Annotated in this window: 15 protein-coding genes; 8 read left to right on the forward strand and 7 right to left on the reverse strand. The window is 73.5% G+C overall.

Annotated elements, in window-relative coordinates; genetic code table 11:
* On the forward strand, positions 1-189 hold a 189-nt coding region (locus AB0881_RS17425; RefSeq protein WP_366617931.1), incomplete at its 5' end, for a hypothetical protein.
* Between the two features lie 17 nt (positions 190-206).
* Here the strand turns inward: AB0881_RS17425 and ruvX are convergent.
* From ruvX to AB0881_RS17450, 5 genes are all read right to left on the reverse strand, one after another.
* The gene (gene ruvX / locus AB0881_RS17430) at positions 207-665 is read right to left on the reverse strand and encodes a Holliday junction resolvase RuvX (RefSeq protein WP_366617932.1); all 459 of its coding nucleotides are present in this window, start codon (positions 663-665) and stop codon (positions 207-209) included.
* A 37-nt stretch (positions 666-702) separates the two neighbouring features.
* Complete coding sequence (alaS, locus tag AB0881_RS17435; RefSeq protein ID WP_366617933.1) at positions 703-3,372, reverse strand: alanine--tRNA ligase; 2,670 nt, start codon at positions 3,370-3,372, stop codon at positions 703-705.
* 2 nt (positions 3,373-3,374) lie between these two features.
* The gene (locus AB0881_RS17440; protein ID WP_366617934.1) at positions 3,375-3,692 is read right to left on the reverse strand and encodes a DUF6167 family protein; all 318 of its coding nucleotides are present in this window, start codon (positions 3,690-3,692) and stop codon (positions 3,375-3,377) included.
* A gap of 22 nt (positions 3,693-3,714) precedes the next feature.
* Complete coding sequence (locus AB0881_RS17445; RefSeq protein WP_366617935.1) at positions 3,715-4,173, reverse strand: DUF948 domain-containing protein; 459 nt, start codon at positions 4,171-4,173, stop codon at positions 3,715-3,717.
* A gap of 300 nt (positions 4,174-4,473) precedes the next feature.
* Complete coding sequence (locus AB0881_RS17450; protein ID WP_366618048.1) at positions 4,474-5,739, reverse strand: replication-associated recombination protein A; 1,266 nt, start codon at positions 5,737-5,739, stop codon at positions 4,474-4,476.
* Between the two features lie 225 nt (positions 5,740-5,964).
* On the opposite strand from AB0881_RS17450, the gene AB0881_RS17455 reads away from it, so the two are divergent.
* The 4 genes from AB0881_RS17455 (at position 5,965) to AB0881_RS17470 (ending at position 8,370) form a co-directional block, all read left to right on the forward strand.
* Positions 5,965-6,396, forward strand: coding sequence for a hypothetical protein (locus AB0881_RS17455; RefSeq protein ID WP_366617936.1), 432 nt, complete (start codon positions 5,965-5,967; stop codon positions 6,394-6,396).
* Between the two features lie 69 nt (positions 6,397-6,465).
* Entirely contained in the window at positions 6,466-7,065 is a 600-nt protein-coding gene (locus AB0881_RS17460; protein ID WP_366617937.1) for a DUF3105 domain-containing protein, read from the forward strand.
* A complete protein-coding gene (locus AB0881_RS17465) occupies positions 7,062-7,706 on the forward strand; it encodes a DUF305 domain-containing protein (RefSeq protein WP_366617938.1) in 645 nt (214 codons plus the stop codon). The genes AB0881_RS17460 and AB0881_RS17465 overlap by 4 nt, the downstream gene beginning before the upstream one ends.
* Before the next feature lie 49 nt (positions 7,707-7,755).
* On the forward strand, positions 7,756-8,370 hold the full coding sequence (locus tag AB0881_RS17470; RefSeq protein WP_366617939.1) for a TIGR03086 family metal-binding protein: 615 nt from the start codon (positions 7,756-7,758) through the stop codon (positions 8,368-8,370).
* A 57-nt stretch (positions 8,371-8,427) separates the two neighbouring features.
* On the opposite strand, the gene AB0881_RS17475 is transcribed toward AB0881_RS17470, so the two are convergent.
* Positions 8,428-9,705, reverse strand: coding sequence for a DUF349 domain-containing protein (locus AB0881_RS17475; RefSeq protein WP_366617940.1), 1,278 nt, complete (start codon positions 9,703-9,705; stop codon positions 8,428-8,430).
* A 31-nt stretch (positions 9,706-9,736) separates the two neighbouring features.
* On the reverse strand, positions 9,737-10,513 hold the full coding sequence (locus tag AB0881_RS17480; RefSeq protein ID WP_366617941.1) for a peptidylprolyl isomerase: 777 nt from the start codon (positions 10,511-10,513) through the stop codon (positions 9,737-9,739).
* 328 nt (positions 10,514-10,841) lie between these two features.
* On the opposite strand from AB0881_RS17480, the gene AB0881_RS17485 reads away from it, so the two are divergent.
* The 3 genes from AB0881_RS17485 to aspS are packed head-to-tail and all read left to right on the forward strand — an operon-like array spanning position 10,842 to position 14,634.
* Entirely contained in the window at positions 10,842-11,570 is a 729-nt protein-coding gene (locus tag AB0881_RS17485) for an MBL fold metallo-hydrolase (RefSeq protein WP_366617942.1), read from the forward strand.
* A gap of 11 nt (positions 11,571-11,581) precedes the next feature.
* Positions 11,582-12,850: a histidine--tRNA ligase gene (gene hisS, locus AB0881_RS17490; protein ID WP_366617943.1), complete on the forward strand. Its 1,269-nt coding sequence runs from the start codon at positions 11,582-11,584 to the stop codon at positions 12,848-12,850.
* Positions 12,847-14,634, forward strand: coding sequence for an aspartate--tRNA ligase (gene aspS / locus AB0881_RS17495; protein ID WP_366617944.1), 1,788 nt, complete (start codon positions 12,847-12,849; stop codon positions 14,632-14,634). Before hisS ends, aspS begins: the two co-directional genes overlap by 4 nt.
* The last annotated feature ends 109 nt before the right edge of the window (positions 14,635-14,743 follow it).

Consider the following 14,743-nt stretch of genomic DNA (forward strand, 5'->3'; position numbering starts at 1 on the left):
GCCACGGCCACCGCCACCGCCGCCGCGACCCCGCGGGGCGGCCTGCGGGGGCCGGCCGCGCCGCCCGCGGCCGCCGTGCGGCTCGGCGCCGCGCCGGTCCGCCTCGTACGGGTCGTGCGGGTCGTGCGGGTCGTGCGGGCCGGCGCCGTACGGGTCGGCGCCGTACGGATCCGAGCCGTACGGGTCTGAGAAGAGGTCCAAGTCGTTCATGAGCTTCCCCGGACGATCTCGCCTGGGGCCCGCCCCGTCAACCTCTCCCCGTCCAATGCCGCCTGGAGCAGCACCGCCGCGGCGGCCTGGTCCACGACCCGGCGCCGGGCCTGGCCGTGGACTCCCTTCGCCCGCAGGCCGCTCTCGGCCGTGACCGTGGTGAGCCTCTCGTCGTACAAGCGAACCGCCTCGGGGGGTAGCAGGCCCGCCAGCCGGGCCGCGAACTTGCGCGCCGCCTCCGCCGCCGGGCCCTCCCGGCCCGACAGCGAGGTCGGCAGTCCCACGATCACCTCGACGGCCTCGTGCTCGCCCGCGAGCGCCACCAGCCGGTCGAGGTCCCCCTTGCCCCGCTTCACCGTCTCCAGCGGGGAGGCGAGGATGCCGGCGGGGTCGCTGCGCGCGACCCCGATCCGGACGGTCCCCACGTCGATCCCGAGCCGGACGCCGTTCCTCATCGGCCCGCCCCGCCCGCCGTCCCCGCCGGGCCGGTCCTCACGCGGCCCCTACCGCTCGTTCCACGGCGGCGACCGCGTCGCCCGCGGCCCCCGCGTCGGCGCCGCCCCCCTGGGCGAGGTCGTCCTTGCCGCCCCCGCCGCCGCCGAGGGTCTTGGCGGCCACGCCGACCAGGGCCCCGGCCTTGAGACCGCGCTCGCGGGCGCCCTCGGTGACCGCGATGACGACGACCGGGCGGTCCTTGGGAACGCCGACCACCATCACCACGGCGGGCCGGGCCGCCAGCCGGCCGCGGACGTCGACCGCCAGCTTGCGCAGGTCGTCGGCGCCGGTGCCGTCGGGGGCGCGGTGCCCCACGAACGCGATGCCGTTCACGTCCGCGGCGCCGTCGGCCAGCGCGCCGGCGATCGCCAGGACCTGCTGGGAGCGCAGCCGCTCCAGCTCCTTCTCGGCGTCGCGCAGCCGCGCGACCACGCCGGAGATCCGCTCGGGGAGCTCCTCCTTGCGCGCCTTCATCTGCTCCGACAGCTGGTTGACCAGCACGCTCTCCTTGGCCAGGAAGCGGAACGCGTCGATGCCGACCAGCGCCTCGACGCGGCGGACGCCGGCGCCGATGGAGGACTCGCCCAGCACCTTGACCAGGCCGAGCTGGCCGGAGCTGGCGACGTGGGTGCCGCCGCACAGCTCGCGGGAGTAGTCGCCGACCTCGACGACGCGGACCTCGTCGCCGTACTTCTCGCCGAACAGCGCCAGCGCGCCCATGGCGCGGGCCTCGTCGATCGAGGTGTGGAACGCCCGCACGTCCAGGTCGTTGATCAGGACGTCGTTGACCTCGTCCTCGACGTCGCGCAGCACGCTGACCGGGACGGCGCCGGAGGCGGTGAAGTCGAACCGGAAGCGGCCGGGCGAGTTCTCCGAGCCCGCCTGCGCCGCCGACTCGCCCAGCGCCCGCCGGAACCCGGCGTGCACCATGTGGGTCGCGGTGTGCGAGCGGGAGATCGCGTGCCGCCGGGTGACGTCGATCTCGGCCTGCGCGGTGTCGCCGGTGCGCGCCTCGCCGGCGCGGACCCGGCCGCGGTGCACGATCAGCCCCGGCAGCGGCGACTGCACGTCGGTGATCTCGATCTCGGCGCCGTTGCCGGTGCGGATCACGCCGTGGTCGGCGAGCTGGCCGCCGCCCTCGGCGTAGAACGGGGTGCGGTCGAGCACGACCTCGACCTCGGCGCCCTCCCCCGCGGCCGCCACGTTCGCGCCGTTGACCAGCAGCCCGGCCACCCGGCCCTCGCCCAGCACGTCGGTGTAGCCGATGAAGTCGACCTTGCCGCCGGCACCGCTGAGCAGCTCGTCCAGCACCGAGACGTCGAGGTTGCCGGTCTTCTTCTCGCGCGCGTCCTTCTTGGCGCGGTCGCGCTGCTCGGCCATCAGCCGGCGGAAGCCGTCCTCGTCGACCTGGAGGCCCTGCTCGGAGGCCATCTCCAGGGTGAGGTCGATCGGGAAGCCGTAGGTGTCGTGCAGCTTGAACGCCTGGTCGCCCGCCAGCGCGGTACGGCCCGCCTTGCGGGTGTCGGTCACCGCCTGGTCGAAGATCGCGGTGCCGGTGCGCAGGGTCTGGAGGAACGAGTCCTCCTCCGCGTCGATCACCGTGTGGATGTTGGCGGCGGTGCGGACCAGCTCCGGGTACTGCTCGCCCATCGCGGCCACCGCGACCGCGGTCAGCTCGTGCATGAGCCCGGCGTCCTCGCCGCCGAGCAGCCGCAGGTTGCGGATCGAGCGGCGCAGGATGCGGCGCAGCACGTACCCGCGGCCCTCGTTGCCGGGCCGGATGCCGTCGGCGACCATCATCGTGCCGCTGCGCACGTGGTCGGCGATGACCCGCAGCGACACGTCCGCGCGCTGGTCGCGGCCGTACCGGGCGCCGGTCAGCTCGGCCGCGCGGTCGAGGACCTTCCACAGCGTGTCGGTCTCGTAGATGTTGTCGACGCCCTGGAGGATGGCGGCCATCCGCTCCAGGCCCATGCCGGTGTCGATGTTCTTGGCCGGCAGGTCGCCCTCGATGTCGAAGTCCACCTTGGTGCGGACCTCACTGAGCTGCGACTGCATGAAGACGAGGTTCCAGACCTCCAGGTAGCGGTCCTCGTCGACGACCGGGCCGCCCTCGCGCCCGTACTCGGGGCCGCGGTCGTAGTAGATCTCCGAGCAGGGCCCGCCGGGGCCGGGCACGCCCATGTGCCAGTAGTTGTCGGCCAGCCCGCGGCGCTGGATGCGCTCCTCGGGGACGCCGACCTTGTCCCGCCAGATGCCGGCGGCCTCGTCGTCATCGGTGTAGACGGTGACCCACAGCTTCTCCTCGGGGAAGCCGAACCCCCCGTCGGCCTGGGGCCGGGTGAGCAGCTCCCAGGCGAAGGGGATGGCCCCCTCCTTGAAGTAGTCGCCGATGGAGAAGTTCCCCAGCATCTGGAAGAACGTGGCGTGCCGGGTGGTCTTGCCGACCTCCTCGATGTCCGGGGTCCGCACGCACTTCTGCGCGCTGGTCATCCGGACGGCCGGCGGGGTGCGCTGGCCGAGGAAGTACGGCTTGAACGGGACCATCCCGGCGTTCACCAGAAGCAGGGTGGGGTCCTCGGCGATCAGGCCGGCCGACGGCACCACGGTGTGCCCGCGCTCTTCGAAGAAACCGAGGAAGCGGCGTGCGACCTCTGCCGACTCCATGATCAGTGGCCATCCTTGTCGTCGTCGATGATCGTGTAACGCGCCTTCAGGACCCGGCGGCGCGGGCCCTCGAGCTCCGGCGGGGCCTGGTCCATGGCCACGGCCTCGCGGAGTTCGATCTCCCGCGTCCGCATCTCGGTACGGACGTCCTGGGCGAAAAGTTTCAACCGGTCGCCCGCGCCGTGCCCGGCGGTGACGGCGCGGGCCGCCACGCCCTCGGGCGACCAGGTGCGCGCGAAGCGCTCCACCCGGCGCTTGACCCGGTGCGTGGCGTAGACCCCGGCGCCGGCGCCCACGCCGAGCCAGAAGAGCCTCTTCATTGTGCCTCGCTTCGGCCGGTGCTCACCGGCGCCCCTTGCCCGCGGATCGGTTGCCTCCGGACCGGCCGCCTCCGGACCGGCTCTGCAGCTGGGGACGGGAGGCGCCGGCGCCCTCGCGGGCCTTCGCCTCCTCCGCCCGGTTGCCCAGAGCCTTGCGGACGCCGTACGAGAACGCCGCCGCCTTCACCAGCGGGCCGCCCACGACCGAGGTCATCACGGTGGTGACCGCGGAGACGTTCTGGGTGACGCCGGCGACCTGCTTGGTGATGACGTCGGTGCGGCCGAGCTGCTCGTTGGCGCGGTTGACCGTGCGGGTCATGTCCTCCATCAGGGGCCCGGCGCGGTCGCCCAGGTCGGAGACGAACTCGCTCGCCTCCTTGAGCAGGCGGGCCAGCTTGAGGAGGGTGAGAGCGAGGAACGCGACCAGCACCGCCCAGAACACGGCCACGATGAGGCCCGCTAGCTGTCCACCAGTAAGCATCAGGGTTTCCGTTCGCTGCGTTCGGCTCGGGTCCGGGCCGGGGGCTCCGCCGCGGCGCCGGCGCCCGGTCCGGGCTCGGTCTGGAGAGACCTTACCGTGGGTACCGGCCGGAACCGTGCGGGTCGGACGGCCCGCCCGTCCTCCGGGGGCGGGCCCGCCGCCGTGGCGGGAACCCCCGGGACCCGAGGTCTTCCGGGCAATCTACCGGGCACGGCCGCCCGATGCCGGGAGCACCGGCCGCGAAGATCGGATTCGCCCGTCCCGGCCGGTGATCTCGGGCCTTCCCGTCAGTCCTTCCCGTCAGTCCTTCCCGTCGCCCGTACCCCGCAGGACCGAGCGGATGCGCGCCAGCACCTCGGTGAAGCGCGCCTCCGCGCCGTGCCGGGTCGGCTTGTAGTAGCGGCGGCCGTGCACGGCATCGGGCGCGTACTGCTGCCGGACGACCCCGCCGGGGTGGTCGTGGGCGTACTTGTAGCCCTTCCCGTGCCCGAGCTGGGCGGCGCCCTTGTAGTGGGCCTCGCGAAGGTGCCCGGGGACGGGGCCGGCGGCGCCCTTCTTCACGTCCGTGATGGCCGCGTTCACGGCCACGACCACCGCGTTGGACTTGGGCGCCAGGGAGAGGTGGATCACCGCCTGGGCGAGGTTGATGCGGGCCTCGGGCAGCCCGACGTACTCCACCGCCTGCGCCGCCGCCGTCGCGGTCTGCAGCGCGGTCGGGTCGGCCATCCCGATGTCCTCGCTGGCGTGCACGATCAGCCGGCGGGCGATGAACCGGGGGTCCTCGCCGGCCTCGATCATGCGGGCCAGGTAGTGCAGCGCGGCGTCGACGTCGCTGCCCCGGATGCTCTTGATGAACGCGCTGATGACGTCGTAGTGCTGGTCGCCCTCGCGGTCGTAGCGGACGGCGGCCCGGTCGACCGCCTTCTCCAGCACGTCCACGTCGATCGCCGCGCCCTCGTCCACGACCAGCGCGGCCGCCTCCAGGTAGGTGAGGGTGCGGCGGGCGTCGCCGCCGGCCAGCCGGATCAGGTGGTCCTCGGCCGCCGTGTCCATCGTGATCGTCCCGCCGAGGCCGCGCTCGTCGGCCAGCGCCCGCCGGACGACCTCGCGCAGGTCGTCCTCGCCGAGCGGCTCCAGGGTCAGCAGCAGCGAGCGGGACAGCAGCGGGCTGATCACCGAGAAGAACGGGTTCTCCGTGGTGGCGCCGATGAAGGAGACCCAGCGGTTCTCCACGGCGGGCAGCAGCGCGTCCTGCTGGGCCTTGTTGAAGCGGTGCACCTCGTCGACGAACAGCACGGTCTGCCGGCCGGTCATGCCCAGCTCGCGGCGGGCCAGGTCGATCTCGGCGCGGACCCGCTTGACGCCGTCGCTGACCGCGGAGATCTCCACGAAGCGGCGCCGGGTGGCGTGGCTGACCACGGTGGCCAGGGTGGTCTTGCCGGTGCCGGGCGGTCCCCACAGCACCAGCGACATCGGGACGTCGCGGTCGACGAGCTGGCGGATCGGGGTGCCCGGGCCGAGCAGGTGCTGCTGGCCGACGACCTCGTCCAGGCCGCGCGGCCGCATCCGCACGGCCAGCGGCTCCTCGGCCCCTCCCCTGGACGCGCCCGCCGCCGCGGAGGCCGCGGCCGGGGCGGTATCCCCCGCGGGTTCCGCTCCCGGCGCCTCGAACAGTCCCTCCGGCTGCCCCGGATCCACACTGCTGGTCACGCTCCGACACTATCTCGCTCTCCGGACATCCCCGGCGCTCCCCGGCGCGGTTAAGATCTGCCCCGGAGGAGGAATCGCAGCGTGACGATGGGCCGTACGACCCCGCGTCCGCGCCATGGGCCCGCCGGGCTGCTCATGGCGCTGTTCGTCGTGGCCGGGCTCGTCTTCAGCTACGGGCTGGGCCACGGGCCGCCGCGCGAGGTGTGCACCGCCCACCTCGTCCACGTCCCGGCCGGCGTCGCCGCGGCGACGCCGGACGCGGGCGCCGCGTCCCCCTCGTCCACCGCCGCCCCCGCGTACAGCGCGCCGGTCGATCTTCCACCGCTCAGCCCCATGGACGCGACCTGCCTGTGCATGGCCGTCCTGGCGGGCCTGCTGGTTCTGGCGCTGGCAGCCAAGCCGCGCCGGTCGGGGCGGTCGCTGCCGCGCCGTACGGGCTGGTTCCTGCCGCCGCCGGTGCGCGCGGCGCTCCTCTCCCCCTCGCTCGCCTCTCTGCAGGTGCTCAGGCTGTGACGGGCCGGGCCGCACGGCCCTGACCGCACGCCTTTTCCGAGCACGTACGGCCCGAGAGGGAGCTTCACCATGTCCAAAAGCGCCCGCAACCGCGCGCAGCGCAACCGGAAGAACGTCCTGACCAAGCGCGAGGTCCCCTGGGGAGGCATCGCGTTCTTCACCGTCATCGGCCTGGTGGCGGCCGTGGCGATCGGCTACGCGTTCCTGCAGAGCCGCCCCGCCGACGCCGCCATCGCCGGCCTGATCGAGAAGGACGGCCTGGGCCAGGACCACACGACGGGGACCGTACGGTACGAGTCGAGCCCGCCCATGGGCGGCGACCACGACCCCATGTGGCAGAACTGCGACGCCCGCGTCTACGACAAGCAGCTCCGCAACGAGAACGCCGTCCACTCGCTGGAGCACGGCGCGGTCTGGATCACGTACCGGCCCGGCCTGGCGGCCGACCAGATCGAGCGGCTGAGCGGCAAGATCGAGAACACCGACTACTCGATGATGAGCCCGTACGCCGGCCAGGACGCGCCGATCATCATGACGGCGTGGGGCAAGCAGCTGAAGCTGCAGGACGCCTCCGACGCGCGCGTGGACGCCTTCCTGCGCGCGTTCGTGAAGGGCCCGCAGACGCTGGAGCCGGGTGCCGCGTGCAGCGGCGCCAAGGACGCGGCGTGACCGACGGGAGCACCGGCTCGCGGGGGCGGCGTCCGACCGCCGCCCTCGCGGCGCTCGTCCTGGCCGTCGCCGGGCTCCTGGCGGCCTGGCAGGGGCTGCGGCCGGACCGGCCGGGCGGCGGCGGGCCCGAGGCGGGGTTCGCGCGGGACATGAGCGTCCACCACGCCCAGGCGGTGCGGATGTCGTTCCTGGTCCGGGACGGTTCCGAGGACGAGCGCGTCCGGCTGCTGGCGTACGACGTCATCAACACCCAGTCGGCGCAGATCGGCATGATGACGGCCTGGCTGGACGAGTGGGGGGCGCCGAAGGCGGATCCGGCGGGCCGGATGCGGTGGATGGCGGGCCACGGCGGGCACGGCGGCGGCCGGGCCGGGTCCGGCGGCGGCGCGGCGGCGATGCCGGGAATGGCCACGCGGGACCAGCTCGCGCGGCTGGAGAAGGCCTCGGGCCGGGACGCCGAGGTGCGCTACCTCCAGCTCATGATCGCCCACCACCGGGGCGGCGTGGCGATGGCCGAGGCGGTGCTGGCGCGCACCGATCACCCGCGGGTGCGCCGGCTGGCCCGGACCATGGTGGACGGGCAGCGGTCAGAGATCACCCTGATGACCGACATGCTGCGCGAACGGGGCATCCGGGCCTAACATCCCATACCGCTTGACAGCGAACGCCGATCGCGGGTCACTGGCCACCATGGCTCCGACACTCAGCGGCTACCGGCGGGCACTGGATCTCTTCGAGGACAGGGTGGGCGGTGTGCCCGGCGACCGCTGGTCGGCGCCCTCGCCATGCGACCGCTGGACGGCCCGCGAGGTCGCCGGGCACATGATCAGTGGCCAGTACGCGATCCTGGCGCTGGCCACCGGATGGCCGGCGCCGGACGCGGGCGGCGCCGGCGCGGGAGGCGTGGACGTGGGCGCCGGCGGCCGGCCGGGCGAGTTCGCCACCGGCGACGTCCTGTCGGCCTGGCACACCGCCCGCAAGGAGTGCGACGCGGCGCTCACCCCGGAGGCGCTGCGCCGCCCCATCCCGTTCGGGGCGCTGGGCGAGCTGCCGCTGATCGACTTCCTGGGCGCGTACGTGCTGGAGCCGCTCGTGCACGCCTGGGACCTGGCCCGCGCCACCGGCCAGCCGGACCGCCTCGACCAGGACCTGGTGCACCACGCGTTCGCGACGGCGCACGTGGTGGCCGCCGGCCTGCGCGCCGCCGGCCGGCTCGGGCCCGCGCTGCCCCCGCCACCGCGCGCGGACGAGCAGACCCGGCTGCTGGCCTTCCTCGGCCGCGCGGCCGGGGAGCCTGCGGGCTAGCGAGGGGCTAGCGGGGGACGGGCGGGAGCGCGGGGAACGCGCGTCGGGAGCCGGTGGTCAGGAGAACTCGGCGAGGGTGCGCTCGGCCTCTTCCAGCCAGGCGCGGCGCGCGGTCAGCGCCTCCTCGGCGTCCTTGACGGCCTTCTCCCGGCCGGCGTCGCGCGCCTTGGCCAGGTCCTTCTCCAGCCGCTCGATCGAGCCGCGCAGCTGCGCCACCGTGGCCTCGGCGCGCGCCCGCGCCTCGGGGTTGGTGCGCCGCCACTCGTTCTCCTCGGCGCCCCGGACGGTCTCCTCGATCTTGCGGAGCCGGCCCTCCAAGCGGTCGCGCTGGTCGCGCGGCACCGGGCCGGCGGCCTCCCAGCGCTCCTGGATCGCGCGCAGCGCCTGCCGGGCCTGCCGGACGTCGCGGACGGGCAGCAGCCGCTCCGCCTCGGCGAGGATCTTCTCCTTCTCGTCGGCGTGCACCCGCAGCTCCGCGTCGCGCTCGGCGAACGCTGCGGCGCGGGCCGCGAAGAAGACGTCCTGGGCGCCCTTGAACCGGGCCCACAGGTCCTCCTCGGCGTCCCGGGAGGCGCGCCCGGCCAGCTTCCAGCGGCGCATCAGGTCGCGGTAGGCGGCCGCGGTCTCGCCCCAGTCGGTCGAGCCGGTCATCTCCTCGGCCTCGGCGACCAGGCGCTCCTTCTCCCGGCGGGCCTCCTCGCGCTGGTCGTCGAGGGTGGCGAAGTAGACCTTGCGGCGCTTGGTGAAGGCGTTGCGGGCGGCCGACAGCCGCTTCCACAGGGCGGTCTCGGTCGGCCGGTCGATCCGGTCGGCCGCCTTCCACTCCTCGACCAGCCGGCGCAGCCGCTCGCCGCCGTTCTTCCAGTGCGTCTCCTCGGCGGCGATCCGCTCGGCCTCGGCGACGATCCGCTCCTTGATCTCGCGGGCCTCGTGCCGGGCGTGCTCGCGCTGGGCCTTGACCTCCTCGCGCTTGCGGCCGACCAGGTCGGTCAGGCCGTCCAGCCGGCGGACCAGGCTGTCCAGGTCGCCGACCGCGTGCGCGTCGGTCACCGCCTCGCGCAGCCGGGCGATGCTCTGCTGGGCCTGGGCCGGCTGCAGGCCGGTGGTGCGCAGCCGCTGCTCCAGCAGCCCGATCTCGGTGACCAGCGCGTCGTACTTGCGCTTGAAGTAGGCCAGGGCCTCCTCGGGTGCACCGGCCTGCCAGGAACCCACGACGCGCTCGCCGTCGGACGTCTTCACGTAGACGGTGCCGTCCTCGTCCACCCGGCCCCAGGGATCGGTCGCGCTGGACACGCTTGCCTCCTGAATCGCGGGCCCGATCGTGCTCACGACCATCGGGCCCTCCACACCTTAGTATCCCGTTCGCCTATTTCCCGGCGATCGCGACGCTCTGGATCTCGACCTTCTTCTTCGGCTTCCCCGTGCCGTCCTCGCCGGGCTTGTCCACCCCGGCCTTGGCGACCTTCTCCAGGACGTCCAGGCCCGAGGTGATCTTCCCGAACACCGAGTAGCTCGGCGGCAGCTGCGAGTCCCCGTACACCAGGAAGAACTGGCTGCCGTTGGTGCCCTCGCCGGCGTTGGCCATGGCGACCGTGCCCTTGGGGTACTTGGCGCCCTCGAGGTTCTCGTCGGCGAACTGGTAGCCCGGGCCGCCCTGCCCGGTGCCCGTCGGGTCGCCGCACTGCAGCATCTTCAGGCCCTCGCTGGTGGACAGCCGGTGGCACTCGGTGCCGTCGAAGTACTTCTTGCCCGCCAGGAACGCGAAGGAGTTGGTGGTGCAGGGCGCCTTGGCGCCGTCGAGGGTGAGCCCGACGGTCCCCTGGCTCGTCTTGAGCGTCGTCTGCACCGGCCCCTTGTGCGCGGGCTTGGCCGGGGGCGTGCCGAGGTCCTTGGGCGCGCCCTTGTCGTCGGCCGCCTTGTTGTAGGTGCAGTCGCCGGCGGCCTTGGCCTGGGGCTCGGCCTGCTTCTCGTCGTCGCCGGTGAGCACCATGAAGCCGCCGGCGCCCCCCGCGATCACCGCGACCGCGGCCACCGAGCCGAAGATCCGGATGCGGCGGGCGCGCGCCTGCTGCGCCCGGCGGCGCGCCTCCTGCCGCTCGTAGCGCTGCCGCGCGAGTTCCTTCTTGCGGTCTTTACCCGCCACGTGCCTTGCCTCCGGTGTGATCAGGGGAACGTGCAGCGCATAGTAGCGGTCCCCGGAGACCGCCGGGTCCCCCGCCGACGGGCGGGACCGGCGGCCGGGCGCGGCCGGTGCGCCACCGCGCGCCGACACGGCGATCGGCCGATCTCGTTCGCGGTGGCCATGGCCGCGCCGGTACGCTCGGAAGCCACCGCGCGGATGGCCGGGTGTGGCCCGGCCGCGGCGCGAAGGACCGCAATCTCCAGGGACACGTTCCAGGAAACGTTCAGGGACATCTTCCAGGGACATATCCAGCGAAACCGGCCCCACAGGGCCTGAAGGAAGGACGACCGTGCTCGTCGCCGGGTTCCCAGCCGGATCGTTCGCCGCCAACTGCTACATCGTGGCGCCCGCCGCGGGCGAGGAATGCGTGATCATCGATCCGGGGCAGGAGGCCGAGGCCGGGATCGACGAGATCCTGCGCGAGCACCGGCTCAAGCCGGTCGCGGTGCTGCTCACCCACGGCCATCTCGACCACGTGTGGTCGGTCGCGCCGGTCTGCGGCGCCAAGGACGTCCCGGCCTACATCCACCCCGACGACCGCGACCTGCTCACCGACCCGGCCAAGGGCCTGTCCCTGCAGCCCGGCCAGGAGCTGTTCGGCGGGCTGACGCTGAGCGAGCCGGACGACGTCAAGGAACTGGCGGACGGCGCCGCGCTGGAGCTGGCCGGGCTGGAGTTCACCGTCGACCACGCCCCGGGCCATACCAAGGGGTCGGTGACGTTCCGCACGCCGCCGGCGGGGGAGGTCCCGGACGTGATGTTCACCGGGGACCTGCTGTTCGCGGGCTCGATCGGGCGCACCGACCTGCCGGGCGGATCGTACGAGGAGATCCTCGCCAGCCTGTCGCGGGTGTGCCTGGGCATGCCCGACGAGACGGCCGTCCTGCCCGGCCACGGCCCGCAGACCACGATCGGCCGCGAGCGCGCCACCAATCCGTTCCTCGCCGACCTGACGGAGGGAACCGGGGGGTCGTCCCCCCGGAAGACCGCGCGCCCCGGTCCTGACAAGGGATTCTGAGCAGAGAGATCATGAGTTCGAGCTTTCAGGCCCCCAAGGGGGTCAGTGAATACGTACCGCCGCGCGCGGACCTGTTCTCGGCCATCCGCCAGGCGTTCGCCGAGCAGGCCCGGCTGGCCGGGTACGGCTACCTGGAGCTGGCGGTCTTCGAGGACACCAACCTCTTCAGGCGCGGCGTCGGGGAGTCCACCGACGTCGTCAGCAAGGAGATGTACACCTTCGAGGACCGCGGCGGCCGCTCGCTGACGCTGCGTCCGGAGTTCACCGCCACGGTGCTGCGCTCGGTGCTGGAGAACGGCCTGCACAAGCAGGGCGGGCTGCCGGTCAAGGTCTGGGCGACCGGCCCGGCGTTCCGCGCCGAGCGGCCCCAGCAGGGCCGCTACCGGCAGTTCTACCAGCTCGACCTGGAGGCGATCGGCAGCGAGGACCCGCAGGTCGACGCCGAGACCATCGCGATCGCGGCGAACTGGTACCGCTCGCTGGGCCTGACGCGGGTGCGGCTGCTGCTGAACTCGCTGGGCTGCCGCGAGTGCCGGCCCGCGTACCGGGCCCGGCTGCAGGAGTTCCTGCGCGGGCTGGACCTGGACGAGCCCACCCGGGCCCGGATCGAGATCAATCCGCTGCGGGTCCTGGACGACAAGCGGCCGGATGTGGTCGCGCAGCTCGCCGGCGCCCCGCTGATGGCCGACCACCTGTGCGGCGACTGCAAGGCCCACCACGACCGGGTCCGGGAGCTGCTGGCCGATCTGGGCATCGCCTGGGAGGACACGCCCCGGCTGGTCCGCGGGCTGGACTACTACACCCGTACCACCTACGAGTTCGACCACCCGCTGCTGGGCTCGCAGTCCGGCATCGGCGGCGGCGGCCGCTACGACGGGCTCTCCGAGGACATCGGCGGCCCGCCGCTGCCGGGCATCGGGTTCGGCCTCGGCCTGGACCGGACGATCCTGGCGCTGGAGGCCGAGGGGGCCGAGTTCGCCGCCCCGCCGCGCTGCGAGGTGTTCGGCGTCGCCCTCGGCGAGACCGCCGAGCGGAAGGTCTTCGCGCTGGTCGACGAGCTGCGCAAGGCGGGGATCGCGGCCGACATGGCGTACGGGGGCAAGAAGCTGAAGGGCGCCATGAAGGACGCCGACCGGTCCGGGGCCCGGTACGCGGTGATCCTCGGCGAGCGAGATATCGCCGCCGGGTCCGCGCAGGTGAAGGACCTGGAGGGCGGCGACCAGGCCGCCGTGCCGCTCCCCGAGATCGTTACCACGTTGAAGGAAAGGCTTTCGAGATGATCCGCTCGCATGAGGCGGGGACGCTCCGCAAGGAGCACGCCGGCCGGCAGGTCACGCTGGCCGGCTGGGTGGGGCGCCGGCGCGACCACGGCGGCGTCACGTTCATCGACCTGCGCGACGCCTCCGGCACCGCGCAGGTGGTGTTCCGCGAGGAGGACACCGCGCACGACCTGCGCGGCGAGTTCTGCGTCAAGATCACCGGCGAGGTGCGGGTGCGGCCCGCGGGGAACGAGAACCCCGAGCTGCCCACCGGCGACATCGAGGTCGCGGCCACCGACATCCAGGTGCTGAGCGAGGCCGCGCCGCTGCCGTTCCCGATCGAGGGCGACGTCAACGTCAACGAGGAGGTCCGGCTCAAGTACCGGTACCTCGACATCCGCCGCGAGGCCGTCGCCCGCGCCATGCGGGTGCGGTCCGAGGCGTCCTTCCTGGCGCACGAGGTCATGCGCGAGCACGGCTTCGTCAACGTCGAGACGCCGACGCTGACCCGGTCCACGCCCGAGGGCGCCCGCGACTTCCTGGTGCCGGTGCGGCTCAAGCCCGGCCACTGGTACGCGCTGCCGCAGTCCCCGCAGCTGTTCAAGCAGCTGCTCATGGTGGGCGGCCTGGAGCGCTACTACCAGATCGCCCGCTGCTACCGGGACGAGGACTTCCGCGCCGACCGGCAGCCGGAGTTCACCCAGATCGACATCGAGATGTCGTTCGTCGAGCAGGACGACGTGCTGCGGGTCGCCGAGGACCTGGTGCGGCGGCTGTGGAAGGAGATCGCCGGGTACGAGATCCCGGAGATCCCCCACATCACCTACGCCGACGCCATGGCCCGCTACGGCTCCGACAAGCCCGACCTGCGCTTCGGCAACGAGCTCACCGAGATGACGGAGTACTTCTCCGGTACCTCGTTCCGCGTCTTCCAGGCCCCGTACGTCGGCGCCGTCGTCATGCCGGGCGGGGCGTCCCAGACCCGCAAGGAGCTGGACGCCTGGCAGGACTGGGCCAAGGCGCGCGGCGCGAAGGGCCTGGCGTACGTCCTCGTCCAGGAGGACGGCTCGCTCGGCGGCCCCGTCGCCAAGAACCTGTCCGACGAGGAGAAGGCCGGGCTCGCCGCCGAGGTCGGCGCCGCCCCCGGCGACGCGATCTTCTTCGGGGCCGGGAGGCCGCACGCGACGCGCGAGCTGCTCGGCGCCGCCCGGCTGGAGATCGGCCGCCGCCGCGGGCTGATCGACGAGTCGGCCTGGGCGTTCTGCTGGGTCGTCGACGCGCCGATCTTCGAGCCCGCCGAGAACGACAAGGGCGAGCAGGTCGGCTGGACGTCGGTGCACCACCCGTTCACCGCGCCCAAGCCCGAGTACGCCGACGACTTCCAGGACCGGCCCGGCGAGGCCCTCGCGAACGCCTACGACATCGTCTGCAACGGCAACGAGATCGGCGGCGGCTCGATCCGTATCCACCGTGCCGAGATGCAGCAGCGCGTCTTCGACGTGCTGGGGCTGTCGAAGGAGGAGGCCGAGTCCAAGTTCGGCTTCCTGCTGGAGGCGTTCAAGTTCGGCCCGCCGCCGCACGGCGGCATCGCGTTCGGCTGGGACCGCATGATCATGCTGCTGGCGGGCCAGGACTCGATCCGCGACGTGATCGCCTTCCCGAAGGCCGCGTCCGGGTACGACCCGCTGACGGCCGCGCCGACCCCGATCACCCCGCAGCAGCGCAGGGAGGCGGGCGTCGACGTGAAGCCGGAGCGGAGGAAGCCCGAGCAGGAGGCCGCGGAGGGCGCCGCCCCGCAGGAGTGACCACCGCGTTCGCGAGAAGGGGCGGCCCCGCGGGGGGCGGGGCCAGTCGCGGGGGAGGGGGGGGGAGCGGCCCGGGGGCCGGGGGAGGCGGGTGTGCGCGGATAGGCCG

This window comes from Spirillospora sp. NPDC029432 (assembly GCF_040703975.1).
Taxonomy (GTDB): domain Bacteria; phylum Actinomycetota; class Actinomycetes; order Streptosporangiales; family Streptosporangiaceae; genus Spirillospora.

Bases quoted from the DNA above. Each gene is read 5' to 3' on its own strand.
- ruvX (WP_366617932.1), bottom strand. From the start codon at position 665: ATGAGGAACGGCGTCCGGCTCGGGATCGACGTGGGGACCGTCCGGATC.
- alaS (WP_366617933.1), bottom strand. From the start codon at position 3,372: ATGGAGTCGGCAGAGGTCGCACGCCGCTTCCTCGGTTTCTTCGAAGAG.
- AB0881_RS17440 (WP_366617934.1), bottom strand. From the start codon at position 3,692: ATGAAGAGGCTCTTCTGGCTCGGCGTGGGCGCCGGCGCCGGGGTCTAC.
- AB0881_RS17445 (WP_366617935.1), bottom strand. From the start codon at position 4,173: ATGCTTACTGGTGGACAGCTAGCGGGCCTCATCGTGGCCGTGTTCTGG.
- AB0881_RS17450 (WP_366618048.1), bottom strand. From the start codon at position 5,739: ATGCGGCCGCGCGGCCTGGACGAGGTCGTCGGCCAGCAGCACCTGCTC.
- AB0881_RS17460 (WP_366617937.1), top strand. From the start codon at position 6,466: ATGTCCAAAAGCGCCCGCAACCGCGCGCAGCGCAACCGGAAGAACGTC.
- AB0881_RS17470 (WP_366617939.1), top strand. From the start codon at position 7,756: ATGGCTCCGACACTCAGCGGCTACCGGCGGGCACTGGATCTCTTCGAG.
- AB0881_RS17475 (WP_366617940.1), bottom strand. From the start codon at position 9,705: ATGGTCGTGAGCACGATCGGGCCCGCGATTCAGGAGGCAAGCGTGTCC.
- hisS (WP_366617943.1), top strand. From the start codon at position 11,582: ATGAGTTCGAGCTTTCAGGCCCCCAAGGGGGTCAGTGAATACGTACCG.
- aspS (WP_366617944.1), top strand. From the start codon at position 12,847: ATGATCCGCTCGCATGAGGCGGGGACGCTCCGCAAGGAGCACGCCGGC.